The organism is endosymbiont of Galathealinum brachiosum, from assembly GCA_003349885.1.
Taxonomy (GTDB): domain Bacteria; phylum Pseudomonadota; class Gammaproteobacteria; order SZUA-229; family SZUA-229; genus SZUA-229.
Map to the genome: position 1 here is coordinate 128,723 of QFXC01000008.1, position 14,442 is coordinate 143,164.

15 protein-coding genes are annotated in these 14,442 nt (G+C 37.7%); 10 read left to right on the top strand and 5 right to left on the bottom strand.

Translation table 11 applies throughout. The annotated features are described in order from the left end of the window. Window positions 1–381 precede the first annotated feature (381 nt). From coxB to DIZ80_06630, 4 genes are read left to right on the top strand one after another with little or no spacing between them, the layout of a single operon-like run. The gene (gene coxB, locus DIZ80_06615; protein ID RDH83806.1) at window positions 382–1,494 is read left to right on the top strand and encodes a cytochrome c oxidase subunit II; all 1,113 of its coding nucleotides are present in this window, start codon (window positions 382–384) and stop codon (window positions 1,492–1,494) included. A gap of 24 nt (window positions 1,495–1,518) precedes the next feature. After that, window positions 1,519–3,108: a cytochrome c oxidase subunit I gene (gene ctaD / locus DIZ80_06620; protein RDH83807.1), complete on the top strand. Its 1,590-nt coding sequence runs from the start codon at window positions 1,519–1,521 to the stop codon at window positions 3,106–3,108. 21 nt (window positions 3,109–3,129) lie between these two features. Beyond that, a complete protein-coding gene (locus DIZ80_06625) occupies window positions 3,130–3,774 on the top strand; it encodes a cytochrome c oxidase assembly protein (GenBank protein RDH83808.1) in 645 nt (214 codons plus the stop codon). Continuing rightward, window positions 3,771–4,643, top strand: coding sequence for a cytochrome c oxidase subunit 3 (locus DIZ80_06630; GenBank protein RDH83809.1), 873 nt, complete (start codon window positions 3,771–3,773; stop codon window positions 4,641–4,643). The genes DIZ80_06625 and DIZ80_06630 overlap by 4 nt, the downstream gene beginning before the upstream one ends. Before the next feature lie 68 nt (window positions 4,644–4,711). Here DIZ80_06630 and DIZ80_06635 read toward each other — a convergent pair whose 3' ends face one another. Further along, entirely contained in the window at window positions 4,712–4,915 is a 204-nt protein-coding gene (locus DIZ80_06635) for a twin transmembrane helix small protein (protein RDH83810.1), read from the bottom strand. 44 nt (window positions 4,916–4,959) lie between these two features. On the opposite strand from DIZ80_06635, the gene DIZ80_06640 reads away from it, so the two are divergent. Both DIZ80_06640 and DIZ80_06645 read left to right on the top strand, forming a co-directional pair. Next, window positions 4,960–5,694 (top strand): hypothetical protein, encoded by a 735-nt coding sequence (locus DIZ80_06640; GenBank protein ID RDH83811.1) that lies wholly within the window; start codon window positions 4,960–4,962, stop codon window positions 5,692–5,694. A gap of 9 nt (window positions 5,695–5,703) precedes the next feature. After that, complete coding sequence (locus tag DIZ80_06645) at window positions 5,704–6,303, top strand: hypothetical protein (GenBank protein ID RDH83812.1); 600 nt, start codon at window positions 5,704–5,706, stop codon at window positions 6,301–6,303. An 86-nt stretch (window positions 6,304–6,389) separates the two neighbouring features. On the opposite strand, the gene DIZ80_06650 is transcribed toward DIZ80_06645, so the two are convergent. Then, window positions 6,390–8,168, bottom strand: a complete 1,779-nt coding sequence (locus DIZ80_06650; protein ID RDH83813.1) for a hypothetical protein — start codon at window positions 8,166–8,168, stop codon at window positions 6,390–6,392. A gap of 182 nt (window positions 8,169–8,350) precedes the next feature. Then, a complete protein-coding gene (locus DIZ80_06655) occupies window positions 8,351–8,512 on the bottom strand; it encodes a hypothetical protein (protein RDH84116.1) in 162 nt (53 codons plus the stop codon). Window positions 8,513–8,899: 387 nt separating this feature from the next. On the opposite strand from DIZ80_06655, the gene DIZ80_06660 reads away from it, so the two are divergent. Then, window positions 8,900–9,481 carry a hypothetical protein gene (locus DIZ80_06660; GenBank protein ID RDH83814.1) on the top strand — a complete coding sequence of 194 codons (582 nt, stop codon included), beginning with the start codon at window positions 8,900–8,902 and terminating at the stop codon, window positions 9,479–9,481. A 162-nt stretch (window positions 9,482–9,643) separates the two neighbouring features. Continuing rightward, the gene (locus tag DIZ80_06665; GenBank protein RDH83815.1) at window positions 9,644–10,150 is read left to right on the top strand and encodes a DUF1269 domain-containing protein; all 507 of its coding nucleotides are present in this window, start codon (window positions 9,644–9,646) and stop codon (window positions 10,148–10,150) included. Window positions 10,151–10,209: 59 nt separating this feature from the next. On the opposite strand, the gene DIZ80_06670 is transcribed toward DIZ80_06665, so the two are convergent. Together DIZ80_06670 and DIZ80_06675 are read right to left on the bottom strand one after the other, a co-directional pair. Beyond that, complete coding sequence (locus tag DIZ80_06670) at window positions 10,210–11,121, bottom strand: protoheme IX farnesyltransferase (protein ID RDH83816.1); 912 nt, start codon at window positions 11,119–11,121, stop codon at window positions 10,210–10,212. Further along, a complete protein-coding gene (locus DIZ80_06675; protein RDH83817.1) occupies window positions 11,118–12,167 on the bottom strand; it encodes a cytochrome B in 1,050 nt (349 codons plus the stop codon). Before DIZ80_06675 ends, DIZ80_06670 begins: the two co-directional genes overlap by 4 nt. 312 nt (window positions 12,168–12,479) lie before the next feature. Here DIZ80_06675 and DIZ80_06680 point away from each other — a divergent pair, with 312 nt between their 5' ends. Continuing rightward, a complete protein-coding gene (locus DIZ80_06680; protein ID RDH83818.1) occupies window positions 12,480–13,421 on the top strand; it encodes a TIGR01212 family radical SAM protein in 942 nt (313 codons plus the stop codon). Window positions 13,422–13,446: 25 nt separating this feature from the next. Next, window positions 13,447–14,442, top strand: coding sequence for a protease (locus DIZ80_06685; protein RDH83819.1), 996 nt, complete (start codon window positions 13,447–13,449; stop codon window positions 14,440–14,442).

The window sequence follows — 14,442 nt, forward strand, 5'->3', positions numbered from 1 at the left end:
AAATTCTATAAATAATACTTATAAAACAATCAAATTAAATATTATTTTATTGATAATTATCAACAACTTTATGGAATAATTATGCCTATCAACTTAAGTTATACCCGAATAACAATAAAAAACTAAGCTTTTCTTGATTTTTATCATAGAGCTATTTATATTCATCATAATTATAAGAAAAATGAGTATAAGAAGTGTCAATTTAGCCATCTACTGGCATTTACTGGGTTCTACATTAAATAACAATAATACTCTGATATTTGAGATTTTATAGATTTACATATCAATTTATAAGTTATCGATGATTTTAAGCATGATGAGTCGGTGATTTTTAATATTTAAGTAAGATAAATATAAAAACCTTTACTCCAGGGGGTAAAAATGAGAGCAGTAACCCGGCCTTTGGGCCTAGCCTGTCTGTTGCTTGCAAGCAACCCGACTCTTGCTGATTATCAATTGAATCTAGCACCGGGTGTCACAAGTACCAGTCAGAACGCATACGATATTCATCAAATAGTAATGTGGATCTGCGTCGTAATCGGCATCGTTGTCTACGGTGTCATGACCTACTCCATCCTTACTCATACGAAAGCTAAAAATCATAAACCCGCAACATTCGACGACAACCTCACCATAGAAATTCTCTGGACGGTTATCCCCATATTAATTCTTATCGGCATGGCCGTTCCCGCTACCTCGGCTTTACTGGCTATGGAAGATACATCTAATTCGGATATGTCGATTAAAGTCACGGGTTACCAGTGGAAATGGCATTACGAGTATGTAGGTGAAGACGTGGGTTTCTTTAGTAACCTCAGCACACCAATGGATCAGATCAAAGATAAAGAAACCAAGGGCGAGAATTACCTGCTTGAAGTTGATAACAGAATCGTTATTCCAACAGGCAAGAAAGTACGCTTCCTGTTTACATCAAACGATGTAATCCACGCATGGTGGATTCCAGCCTTTGGTGTTAAGAAAGACGCAATTCCTGGTTACATCAACGAAAGCTGGACGCTTGTTGATGAGCCCGGTGTTTATCGCGGCCAATGCGCTGAGCTTTGCGGCGCTAACCATGGATTCATGCCTATCGTAGTTGAAGCTAAATCAGAAGAAGATTATCTGGCCTGGTTAAACGAGAAGAAAACGGCTCAGGCTGCAGCTAATGCAAGTGGCGACAAAACATGGACCATGGATGAGTTAATGGCCCACGGTGAAACTGCTTATAACACAAGTTGTGCAGCATGCCATCAAGTAGGTGGTGAAGGCTTACCCGGCGCGTTCCCTGGCCTTAAAGATAGCGCAATTGTAGTTGGTGACATAGCTAAACACATCGAAGTTGTTGTTAAAGGTGTAGCTGGTACAGGTATGCAGGCCTTTGGTCCGCAGTTAAATGATGCCGATCTGGCAGCGATTATTACTTATGAGCGAAATGCATGGGGTAATAACACTGGCGATATGGTTCAACCGTCTGACGTAAAAGCGGCCCGTTAAATTAGACTTAAAAAAGAGGCAAATATGAACGCTGTAGTAGAAGAACATCACGATCACGATCATAAGCCTACTGGCTTAGGTCGGTGGCTGTTTAGTACAAATCATAAAGACATTGGAACCATGTATCTGTGGTTTGCATTTACCATGTTTTTTATTGGCGGTGCGTTAGCACTGGTAATTCGTGCTGAATTATTTCAACCCGGTATGCAAATTGTAGAACCGGAATTCTTTAACCAGCTAACTACGCTGCACGGGTTAATCATGGTATTTGGTGTGATTATGCCCGCTTTCGTTGGTTTGGCTAACTGGCAGTTACCAATGATGATTGGTGCTCCCGATATGGCATTACCCCGCATGAACAACTGGAGTTTCTGGTTGCTACCGGGTGCATTTGGTCTGCTGATTGCCAGTCTGATCATGAGCATTTTGGGTATGGGTTCAGCGCCTAACTTTGGTTGGACATTTTATGCTCCGCTCTCCACTACTTATGGCCCGGATAGTACTGATTATTTTATATTCTCAGTTCACTTAATGGGTATCTCATCTGTAATGGGTGCAATTAATGTTATTGCAACAATTATGAATCTGCGTGCGCCTGGCATGACGTATATGAAGATGCCTATCTTCGTATGGACCTGGTTCATTACTGCGTATCTTCTAATTGCGGTTATGCCTGTACTGGCTGGCGTAGTAACGATGATGTTAACGGATAGACACTTTGGCACCAGCTTCTTTGATGCAGCGGGTGGTGGTGATCCGGTTATGTTCCAGCATATCTTCTGGTTCTTTGGTCATCCTGAAGTATATATTATGATTTTACCGGCTTTCGGTATTATCTCTTCAATCGTACCCACCTTCTCGCGCAAACCATTATTTGGTTATAGCTCAATGGTATATGCAACCGCATCTATCGCCTTCCTGTCATTCATCGTATGGGCTCACCATATGTTTACAACAGGTATGCCGGTTGCGGGTGAATTATTCTTTATGTACGCCACCATGCTTATTGCGATACCCACAGGTGTTAAGGTCTTTAACTGGATCTCAACCATGTGGCGCGGTGCGTTAACATTTGAAACGCCCATGTTATTTGCGATTGCATTTATCTTCTTGTTTACAATGGGTGGATTTACCGGCTTGATGCTTTGTATCGTTCCAGCTGACTTCCAGTACCACGATACTTACTTCGTAGTTGCCCACTTCCATTACGTTCTGGTTACCGGCGCAGCCTTCTCTATTATGGCAGCGGTTTATTTCTGGTTACCAAAATGGACAGGTAATATGTATGACGAGAAGCTGGGTAAACTGCATTTCTGGTTAACCACAATCTCAGCTAACGTATTATTCTTCCCTATGCATTTCGTTGGACTAGCGGGTATGCCACGTCGTATTCCTGATTATGCCTTGCAATTTGCAGAGTTTAATCAGATAGCTACGGTTGGTGCATTTGTGTTCGGTTTCTCACAGTTAATCTTCCTTTACGTAGTTATCAAATGCGTTAAAGGTGGTGAGAAAGCGACTGATAAAGTATGGGATGGCGCACATGGTCTGGAATTTGATCTTCCATCACCTGCTCCATTCCATAGCTATACAACACCACCTGAAGTTAAATAACGGACGGACTGGATAAATATAATGGCAGTGCAAAACTCAGATAAACAGACAGTTAGTAAACCCGGATCAGAAAATAACGGGATTATTGGCAGATTACTGCTTCTGGTAGTAGTTATGTTTGGTTTTGGTTTTGCGCTGGTTCCGTTGTATGACATTTTTTGTGATGTAACAGGTTTAAATGGTAAAACCGGAGATAAAGTTAGTTTTGTTACGGCTCCCATCGTAGATGAAAGTCGCTTAATCAGAATTACCTTTTTAGCCAGCTTAAATGAATCAATGCCCTGGGACTTCAAACCTCAGCAAAGCTTTATTGAAGTTCACCCCGGTCAGCCAACGACTATAAATTATGTTGCAAAAAACATATCCAGTAAGAGCATCGTAGGTAGCGCAGTTCCCAGTGTTGTTCCCGGGCTTGCTGCAGCCTACTTTCAAAAAACAGAATGCTTTTGCTTTACCCAGCAGGAGTTAAAAGCCGGTGAAGAAAAAATTATGCCTGTCACATTTATTGTCGATAGTGAATTATCAACAGATATAAATGAGATAGCATTATCCTATACTTTCTTTATCAGCAAACAAAATAATCAGGATTTAACTGAAGTTATAAAAGAAAAAAATACGAAGGCTAAATCCATAACACTTTCACTTAATCAGGAACACATATTATGAGTACTGCAAGTCACGGTGAATATTATATTCCGGAGCCCAGTAAATGGCCCGTAATTGGAACAGTTGCACTAACAACCTCAGTTATTGGTGCAGTAAACACAATCCATGCTGGCGAGATGAGTCTTCTCTTACCTGTTGGTTTATTAATGATTGCTTATTTATTCTTTGGCTGGTTTGGCGCTGTTATTGATGAGTCACTGGCTGGTAATTACAATACACAGGTAGATAAGTCATTCCGCCTGGGCATGATGTGGTTTATCTTCTCTGAGGTTATGTTTTTTGCTGCATTCTTTGGTGCACTGTTCTATGCAAGGGTATTAGCAGTTCCCTGGTTAGGCGGAGCAGGTAATAATGCATCAACCCATGAGTTTTTATGGCCTGCATTTGAAGCGGTTTGGCCATTACTGAGTAATCCTAGTTCAGATATTGTAGCACCAAGAGAAGCAATGGGCGCAATGGGCTTACCTGCTATTAATACGGCTATTCTATTAACTTCAAGTGTAACGGTAACCTGGGCACATCATGCATTACGCGCAGGCAATAGAAAACACCTGAATATTGGACTTGGTCTAACTGTTCTATTAGGCGTTTGCTTTCTAATATTGCAGGTCGAAGAATACATTCACGCATACAATGAATTGGGTCTTACAATGGACTCGGGTATTTATGGCAGTACATTCTTTCTGTTAACCGGCTTCCATGGTTTCCATGTAACAATGGGAACAACTATGTTATTTGTGATTTTAATTCGTTGTTTGAAGGGTCACTTTACAGCAGATAATCACTTTGGATTTGAAGCGGTAGCGTGGTACTGGCATTTCGTTGATGTTGTTTGGTTAGGCCTGTTCATATTTGTGTATTGGTTATAACTTTAAATAAGTCGTAAGTCAGAAGTCTTTTAATTTTAAACTTAAGACTTCTGACTTAAGACTATCTTTTATAATCCATGCGGTTGAATAAGACCTATAGCCTGTCCAATTAAAAGCAGTATAAAAATCCCAACTGAAAGACCTATTCTCCATGTTAAAGATTTAACAAGCTTATCTGAATCACCTTTATTGTTCACAAGATGGTATAGTGCTGAACCTAAGCTAACTACAACAGTTAACAATAAAACTACAATAAATATTTTGAATATCACTCTACTAACCTCATTTATAAACGCGTAATTTAAATTAATTCATCATGCCAGGTATACAAATAAAAAATTATAATTTTAAAGCTACGCTTATACCTAGCCTGGTTACCATTGCCCTGCTTTATATCATGGTATCACTCGGCTTCTGGCAACTTGACCGTGCTAATTATAAAGCTAATTTACAGTCATTAATAGAGAACAAACAAGACACTCAAGCCATACCTCTTAACTCAGTTGCTAAAGAAGAAAATGACTGGTTATACCAGCCCGTTTTTGCAACTGGTCAATATGATCAGGCTCATCAGATATATCTGGATAATCAGATTAATAACATGGTAGCTGGCTACAGTGTTTTTACACCGTTGATGATATCAGCTGATCAGGCAATTTTAGTAAACAGAGGCTGGCTTCCTGTTGGAGTTAGTCGATCAGAGCTCCCTGACATATCGGTTGATACTCAAACATTACGAATTGACGGAGTAACAGCACACCCGCCGTCCAAAGGTTTAGTTCTATCCAGCAATGCTAATATCTATAAAAAATGGCCCGTCGTTTTACAGTACGTTGACCTGGTTGAAATACAAAAAGAACTGAATTATAAATTGTTGCCAATGGTTATATTAATGAATCAGGCTAACCAAACATCATTAAAACCCCTACCCTTTAAAATTAATATGAGAAGTGAGAAACACACTGCATATGCATTTCAATGGTTCGGGCTTTCACTGGCATTATCTATCATTTACATTGTCGTTAACACAAGAAAAACACAAGAGAATTAAGGTTTATACATGACTAATGAAACAGCAGCTCAACCACAACGCAGCAATATGTCCCTATGGGTATTAACTGCATCATTTTTTATTCCAGCCATTCTTGCTTATGGTTATTTTTATCTAGGTGATAGACCTGCAGTTAAAAGCAATGGTAATTTAATTATTCCAATAGTCGATATACACACATTAGGTATGACTGGAAAGTCTGGTGCTGCATTATCAGAAGAGGAACTAACCCCTCACTGGCGCTTACTTTATTTTGTTGGATCTAAATGTGATTCACAATGCGAACAGACTCTTTATACAATGCGCCAAACTATTATAGGCATGGGTAAGTACCAGGATCGCGTTAATTACGGGATTGTTCTTACCGGTGATACAGACAAAACATTTACAGATTTAATTGAAAAAGAGCACCAGAATGCGGGGCTTCTGTATACAAGCGCTAAAGCCGTTTCGACGATTTCCGCACTTGAAAAAGACCCTGAAAATATGCAATCAATTTATCTGGTAGATCCTTTAGGAAATATTATGATGTATTTCCCTAAAGAACTTGATCCAAAATTAATGCGTAAAGACTTTAATAAGTTACTAAAAGTTTCTCGCTTACGTTAATAATAATTATCAATGGTATGCAGCCTCTTTATCAGAAATTAAAATATTTTTATAAAGAGGCTTATGAAATAACTCAATAATACTTTCTAGAACAATGAATCAAATATTTTATTTACGACCCTTCTCTGACCTTCTTCAATAATAACATCTCCAAAGTCTTTAGATTTAGCCGCTGCAGGTGTATTTCGCATCTGAATTTGCATCTGCTTGTACTGTGCACTTTGAGCCTGTTGCATTTTAGCTAATTTTTCATCCATTATTTTTTGCTGTTTAGCCATTTCAATACGTTGTTTATACAGACTATCTACACGTTTACCTTCATAGTATTTACATTCTTCTGGTTCGCCCTCATGAAAACAGATACCTAAACCATTAGGCTTGCCCTGTTTCATTTTTCCATCGTACATGGGCTGTCCGTTATACTTCACTTTGCCATTAACACGATGACCATTTTGAAACGCACCTGAATAACTTAGATTTTTATCGTTATTAATCGCACTACCACTACCATGCGCAAATCCTGCATTGCAGCTTGAACCTTTATATATCCATCCATCTTCTTTTATTTTACACTTCTGGCTAAGGTAGGCCAAAGCTGTATCAATCTCTGGTTTAGACTTATAACCCGGGTAAGTTTTTATAAAAGACAAACAGCTAGATTTTTTACCCGTTATTCCACAGGCAATTTCGAAACGCTTATCAATTCTTGGTGCATTATTTTGCATAACCGTAAATATTTTACGTTCATATTTTGGGTTAGAAGACGTTTCCTCTAATTGTTTACATTTAATATAGTTAAACTTTTTGCATGATTCATTAAAACGAATTCGTAATACCAGTTCTTCAGCATTAGCTGGTGCAAACACACCATGTATATCCTGTTTTAAAACAGGCAGACATTGTTTGGTGCTTTTTTCTGCGCTACATGCCTGAGTTATTTTTTTATCGAATGATGTGACATTCTTACAATATTTATTTAATTGACAGCTAAGATATTTGGCACTTGCAGACTTGCTTGAGATAACTAAATCAAGAGAATTTTTACCTGATTTATTAGTTGCATTTAAAAGCGTTTTGTTTCGAGATAGATATTTAACTATATTAAGCTGATTATATTGTGCGGCAATATGTAATGCAGTGTTACCAGATGAGTTGGTGGTTTTTAGCAGGCTTTTCTTCTTAGATAAAACTCGCAATTCTTTTAAATCACCATTTTTTGCCAACAACAATAACTCGGGGAGACTTTCATAAGCTTCGAGTATTTTAATTTTTTCCTCTACATTACTAATCATTACTTTAACGGCAGGATTGTCTTTTACATTCTGATCCATTTCACCGTATGCTTTGTGCACCTGCTTAGCAGCATCTGCTGGGCTTACTGCTATATTACCCTGATCGGTCGGATCCAGTCCTTTTTCAATTAATGCCCTAATAACGACAGGTTCTGTAATAAAATAAAACAATGACATTCCGCTATCATTTTTAATATATATATCTGCACCGTTTTTAATCAACAACTCAAGCATGATTATACTTTTCGCATAAAATACAGGTGTCACCCCTATCATACCTTTACTATTTGGACTTGCTCCACGCTTGATTAGTAACTCTGCCGATTTTGGCTTATCGAACATCACCGCTTTGTGTAACAAAGTAAAATTTCCGTCTGTTTTCTTATTTATATCCGGCATGGTATTTAGATAGTTACTCAGACCAGTAATATTTCCCTGCATAATCATTACATCAGGGTTATTAGATACGGATGCAGTTGATCGCTGAGAGTAACTTACCATTGCCGGGTTCGAGTTACAGGCTACTAGAAACATTACGATAGTCAGTACAGAAAAAAGTTTAAATATATTCACGATACAGCCTTATATATTTTAGTTAGATGCTTAAGGGGTGTTAAGCTTTGAGAGAAAAAATAAATACAGGTCATTCTATATTCATTTAAATTTTATGAATTCAGAATTAGACGATTATTGAAGAATAGCAGATATTTGCAGCGTTTCAGTCTATTCAAGTGATTAAAATGACATATTCAAGTTTAAGGTGTTGCAAATGTCATAACTAACTGAACAACACCGATCATTCCTAATATAAAAACAACGACAAATATTATACCTGCAAGAATAAAAGTTGATGGTTCACCATGCTCAAAATCACGCTCGCGATTCGCTTTTGTCTGTATCCCGCTAGCGGCAAACATGGTGCTTTTTAAGACATTTAATAAACCAGTGCCTTTGCGATTTTCTGAATCCTGATTATCCACAATAACCTCTTATTTTAACGATTAATTTATATAAAATACTTAATAGATAATACACTGCCAATCATAGAATTCTATAAATAATAGAGATATTTCAAAAAAATCACTATTACTAGCTTTATAAGGAATATATTGCTTCCCAAATGACCAGTTAGTGTGATATACAAAGATACATAACCCTAATTTAGTGCGGTTATAAATCTAAATTATGATGTATAAATAACAAAATAAAACCGATAATTACTAGAATAAGTTCTATACTTAATTTTAAGTAACTTATTGTTTAAATGAGTAAATTTATCTAATAAAAATGTGGAGTATTAACCAATGCTGTTCAAACACTTTTGCCATGTCTACAAACCTAAAGAATGCCTACGGGACGCTGATCGAGAACCTGCCCAAATAACCGATATATTGCTTCATGTAGCTGTATTATCATTAATACCGACAATTTGTGTGTATTTTGCCACTGTTCATATTGGTTGGGATCTTGGTGTAGATTCCCTCTTCACTATGACGCCAGAAAAAGCCATTATTGCTGCATTAGCAGGTTTTGCTTTTCTTAATATTGGTGTTTATGCTTTAGGCTACGCTATATGCTGGTTTGCCAAAACATTCGACTTAAACCCTAAACCCCTCCACTGCACAGAATTAGCTGTTTTTTCTTCACTTCCATTGTTTCTATTAGGTTTTGTGGCGTTATATCCAGTTTTATATATTAATGTCCTTGTCGGCCTGTTCGCTATGGCTGCAGCGGTTTATCTCTTATATACAGGTATCCCAATTTTTATGCATATACCTGAAGAAGAAGGTTTTGTATATTCAACCTGGGTTATCACTATCGGGCTTGTTATGCTTGTTGTATTTCTTGGTGCAGCAATCTTCTTTATATCAGCTACATCTGCTTAAACCTAAAACTTAAATACTATTAAAAAGCCCGCTTTAGCGGGCTTTTTTTTGTTTAATATACCGCTAGTCCAATATTTCTATATGCCTCTTACAGCATGACTATACTTGCGGATGAAGACTGTTTTTCTGGAGCGCCCCACTCATCTAATCAGGAGAACCCAAATGAGAAAACGACTCTATTTTTTACTTCCAAATCTGGAAGAAGCTAAAAAAACGGTTGATGAACTATTACTTGCCAGAATAGATGATCAACACATCCATGTTATGGCCAAAGACGGTATCGACCTGGGTGACTTACCAGAAGCAACCATATTTCAAACCAGCGATATAGTGCATGGCGTTGAAACTGGTATGGTTATAGGTGGTATCTCTGGTCTGGTTGGTAGCATTATAGCAATAACCGCACTTCAGGTTGGCTCAGTAATGGGCTTAGTTGTACTAGGTTGCACTATTTTCGGTGCAGGTTTTGGTATCTGGACATCAGGCATGATTGGTTCAAGCGCCAAAAATTCAAGATTGAAAGAATTTGAACAATCCATGAACGAAGGAAAAATACTATTGATGACTGATGTGCCAATGGAAAAGGTTGAAGTTATTACCCAGAAAATGGAAGCTCACAAACATACTGTGCTAGGTGGCTCTGATCCTAGTATCCCAGCATTCCCATAAAGTTAAGCTTATTACCAGATGAGCACTCACTATGTTGCTCACTGGTAATAAAATTCTATTTACATAAATGCTCTGAAAATTATTCTTGCGTAATGATCTAGTAATAAAAATCCGAATAAAGCACTCAAATAAAATATCGAGTAACCAAATGTTTTCATTGCATGCTCGTCACTATCACCCGTGTTATATAATTTAAATGCGTGATAAAGAAAACCTAAACCTAAAGCAAGAGCACCCGCAAAGTATATTAAGCCCGTCATATGAATAACAAATGGCATCATAGTGACAGATAACAACATTGCAGTGTAAAGAACGATATGTAATTTAGTGAATACCACACCGTGAGTTACGGGTAACATTGGTAACCCTGCACGCGCGTATTCTTCTTTTCTTTTTATAGCTAATGCCCAGAAATGAGGTGGTGTCCATACAAAAATAATCAGGAATAATAATAACGCTTCACCATTAACTTCACCCGTCATTGCTGCCCAGCCTAATAAAGGTGGTGCAGCACCGGCAGCGCCGCCTAATACAATATTTTGAGGGGTAGAACGCTTGAGAAACATAGTATAGATAACCGCATAACCCACTAATGAAGTTAACGTCAATAATGTGGTTAATACATTTGTCCATATTAATAGTATTACCATTGCAATAACAGCAAGTGACAACGCAAAAGTTAATGCCTGTCTGGAAGATAACTCTCCCTGTGGCAATGGTCTATTACTGGTTCTTTCCATAACCACATCGATACGTTGATCTACCCAGTGATTTAAAGCTGCTCCTGAAGCAGATGCGAGACCTATACCTAAACAGGCAGCAATAAATGTATCCAGTGGCAAAGCACCTGGCGATGAAAGTAACATGCCTACAATAGCGGTAAATACAATTAAATAAACAACTTTAGGTTTACATAAATTGTAATAATTTCGCCAGTTAAAACTGGATGAATTTAAAGTAACTTCAGTCATGATAGTGCCTTGTTTGAATCATTTGAGGGGGTGATTTTTTGTGAGCCCAGGTTAAGGCTATAATTTAATAGCAGCAATGTTAATAACAGTACTGCAGCAATTGCATTATGTGAAACAGCTATTGGTATTGGTAACACCAGTACCACATTCGCTATACCCAGTGATACCTGAACGGTTAAAAATACAAGTAGAGTTATTGCCAGTTTTCGTAAAATAATATTATCTGTTTTAAATAAAATTAATAAAGCCAAAACACTTAACGTAATCGTAGTAATAATTGCACCAATTCGGTGTAAAAGATGCACAGTGACACCCGCTTCTAAAGAGAGTGAGCCACCTTCATAATTAACAGTTGGATCTTTAAAAAATACAAAGGCCTCTGAGAAATTAGTTTCAGGCAACCACTCTCCCTGACAGGTTGGGAAATCAGGGCAATAAAGTGCTACGTAATTTGTACTGGTCCAACCACCTAAAAATATTTGTAACGCCAGTATGAGTACAGCGAATTTCGCGAGAGGTTTAATTTTTTCCCTTGAATTAATACTTCTGATTTTATTAATCCATGGCTGACTATGCTTGAGGAATACCCAGAATAATAAACTTAATGTTAATAAACCAGTTAAAAGATGTAAGGTTACAATTGTCGGTCGCACAAGCTGGGTTACCGTCCACATACCCAGTAATCCCTGAAAGATGACCAAAGCCACAAGCAATAAAGGAAGCCTGAACTGCTGGTTTTCATTGTGACGGTGTTTCCAGGCAAGAAAAGCCATAATAAGAATGAGAAGACCCAGGCCACTGGCGAAATAACGGTGTATCATTTCTTTCCAGGCTTTACCTGAATGCACTTCTATATTTGGATACAGGTTTACAGCCTGTTTAATTTCATGGGCCTCATCTGGTGCACCTATCTGACCAAAACAACCTGGCCAGTCAGGACACCCCAGCCCAGCATCAGACAGCCTCACATATGCGCCCAGAACGATAACAAAGAACGCAAGTAGACAAGCTGTAAGGCTAATACGTAAAAACCACTTATTATTCAAAAAACACCCAGAAATTCATTTAATTTTTGACTCAATCGATGCTATATGAACAATCGAATTGATGCAATTCAATATTTCTTTGGAACGATAAGTATATGTTTTTTATATTATAAGCATATTCTGCTTTAGTTATATTATAGAAATATCAATTTAAAGCATATTTTTACCTTTTTAAAAGGTTAGCTGAATAACTTAGAAAAAATCAGGCTTAGAAACAACCCCTGTTATGTTGACAAGAATCAATGCCAGATAGTTTTCTTTCAAACTACAATCATTCGGGTTTTCCACAACTCACTGTTCTAATTATTAAAAATGCAGCTTTCTGATTATGTAAATACATTCGGGCAAAATTTATTGCAGAAATACGGAGAAAGAGTTCACAAAATTTCTTTAAATGCTAATTTAACCTGCCCTAATAGAGACGGAACAAAAGGCATTGGTGGATGTACCTTTTGTAATAATGTTTCTTTTAATCCGAACGCACGAGATCCTGACTCAATTACCAGTCAGATTGCTTCAGGCCGTAAAGTAATCAGAAAAAGAACTGGAGCAAAAAAATATCTGGCATATTTTCAGGCATACACAAATACCTATGGCGACATTAATCAATTAAAACAACTCTATGATCTGGCGCTATCAGAGGATGATGTTATTGGGTTATCTATTGGAACGCGGCCAGATTGCGTGCCAGATGAGGTGCTTGATTTATTGGCCGAATATCAGAACAGAGGTTATGAGATCTGGCTCGAGTTAGGTTTACAGTCTTCATTTGATGAAACACTTAAAAAAGTAAATCGTGGACATGGTTTTTATGAATACTATCAGGCAATACATTCTGCTCATAAACGCGGAATAAAAGTTTGTACTCATTTGATACTTGGTTTACCTGGTGAAAATTATCAACACTTTGAAAAATCTTTGTCTCGAGTTATTGACGAAGGTGTAGCGGGATTAAAGCTTCATCCATTACATGTAGTAAAGGGTACGCAATTAGCAAGAGAGTGGTTGAGAAAAGAATACATACCTCTATCACAAGACGATTATGTTATGGCTGCAGCTAAATTAATTGAAATGACACCCAGAGAAATAATTTATCACCGGGTTACAGGCACCGCATCTAACAATATTTTACTTGCACCAGAGTGGTGCTCTAAAAAGTGGAATGTAATAAACAGCATTACACAGCAATTACATAATCTTAAAGTTAATAAAACAACATTAACTAACAATAAACAAACTATTCAATATGCATAATATAAATACCATACAGAATGAAAAAATGGAACTGGTCTGCCCTGCAGGAAACCTGCCCGCTTTAAAAATCGCTGTTGATAATGGTGCAGATGCTGTCTATATCGGTTTTAAGGATGATACAAACGCTCGTCATTTTGCAGGACTTAATTTCAATGAAAAACGTACTATTCAAGGTATTGAATATGCTCATAACAAAGGATGCAAAGTTTTTCTCGCAATCAATACTTATCCGCAGGCTAATGGGTGGGAGCGCTGGAAAGATGCAATTGATCTAGCATCAAAATTACATTTTGATGCGCTTATTGCTGCTGATATTGGCGTTTTAGATTATGCCTCAACTAAATACCCTGATTTACGTTTACACCTGTCAGTTCAGGGTTCTGCAACTAATACTGAGTCTATACAGTTTTACTACGAAAACTTTGGAATACAAAGAGTCGTTCTACCTCGTGTCTTATCTCTTAAACAGGTAGAACAGGTTGCGAAAACCAGCCCAGTTCCTCTTGAAGTATTTGGATTCGGAAGCTTATGTGTAATGGTAGAGGGTCGTTGCCTGTTATCTTCATACGCAACAGGACAATCACCCAATACATTCGGTGCATGTTCACCTGCAAGCGCAGTTGAATGGCAGGAAACATCGAGCGGATTACAAACACGGTTAAATAATATTTTAATTGATCAGTATAAAAAAGATGAACCTGCTGCCTACCCTACACTTTGTAAAGGCCGTTTTGAAGTTTCAAATAATACTTATTATGCGATAGAAGAACCTACCAGTTTAAATACAATTGAATTATTACCCGAACTACAAAAAATAGGTATAGCAGCAATCAAAATTGAAGGCAGACAGCGCAGCCCTGCATATGTAAAACAGGTATCTGAAGTCTGGCGTGACGCACTTGATAGCTGCCACAAAAATATAGAAGAATACACAGTTAAACAACAGTGGCTGAAAACCCTTCATTCCGTGTCAGAAGGTCGTTCTACCACTTTAGGCGCTTACCATAGGCCATGGCAATAA

What these genes read in the sequence shown, in the direction of transcription:
- DIZ80_06685 (RDH83819.1), top strand. Translation starts at nt 13,447, where the DNA reads ATGGAACTGGTCTGCCCTGCAGGAAACCTGCCCGCTTTAAAAATCGCT.
- coxB (RDH83806.1), top strand. Translation starts at nt 382, where the DNA reads ATGAGAGCAGTAACCCGGCCTTTGGGCCTAGCCTGTCTGTTGCTTGCA.
- DIZ80_06670 (RDH83816.1), bottom strand. Translation starts at nt 11,121, where the DNA reads ATGACTGAAGTTACTTTAAATTCATCCAGTTTTAACTGGCGAAATTAT.
- DIZ80_06630 (RDH83809.1), top strand. Translation starts at nt 3,771, where the DNA reads ATGAGTACTGCAAGTCACGGTGAATATTATATTCCGGAGCCCAGTAAA.
- DIZ80_06625 (RDH83808.1), top strand. Translation starts at nt 3,130, where the DNA reads ATGGCAGTGCAAAACTCAGATAAACAGACAGTTAGTAAACCCGGATCA.
- ctaD (RDH83807.1), top strand. Translation starts at nt 1,519, where the DNA reads ATGAACGCTGTAGTAGAAGAACATCACGATCACGATCATAAGCCTACT.
- DIZ80_06655 (RDH84116.1), bottom strand. Translation starts at nt 8,512, where the DNA reads ATGTTTGCCGCTAGCGGGATACAGACAAAAGCGAATCGCGAGCGTGAT.
- DIZ80_06660 (RDH83814.1), top strand. Translation starts at nt 8,900, where the DNA reads ATGCTGTTCAAACACTTTTGCCATGTCTACAAACCTAAAGAATGCCTA.
- DIZ80_06645 (RDH83812.1), top strand. Translation starts at nt 5,704, where the DNA reads ATGACTAATGAAACAGCAGCTCAACCACAACGCAGCAATATGTCCCTA.
- DIZ80_06640 (RDH83811.1), top strand. Translation starts at nt 4,960, where the DNA reads ATGCCAGGTATACAAATAAAAAATTATAATTTTAAAGCTACGCTTATA.
- DIZ80_06680 (RDH83818.1), top strand. Translation starts at nt 12,480, where the DNA reads ATGCAGCTTTCTGATTATGTAAATACATTCGGGCAAAATTTATTGCAG.
- DIZ80_06665 (RDH83815.1), top strand. Translation starts at nt 9,644, where the DNA reads ATGAGAAAACGACTCTATTTTTTACTTCCAAATCTGGAAGAAGCTAAA.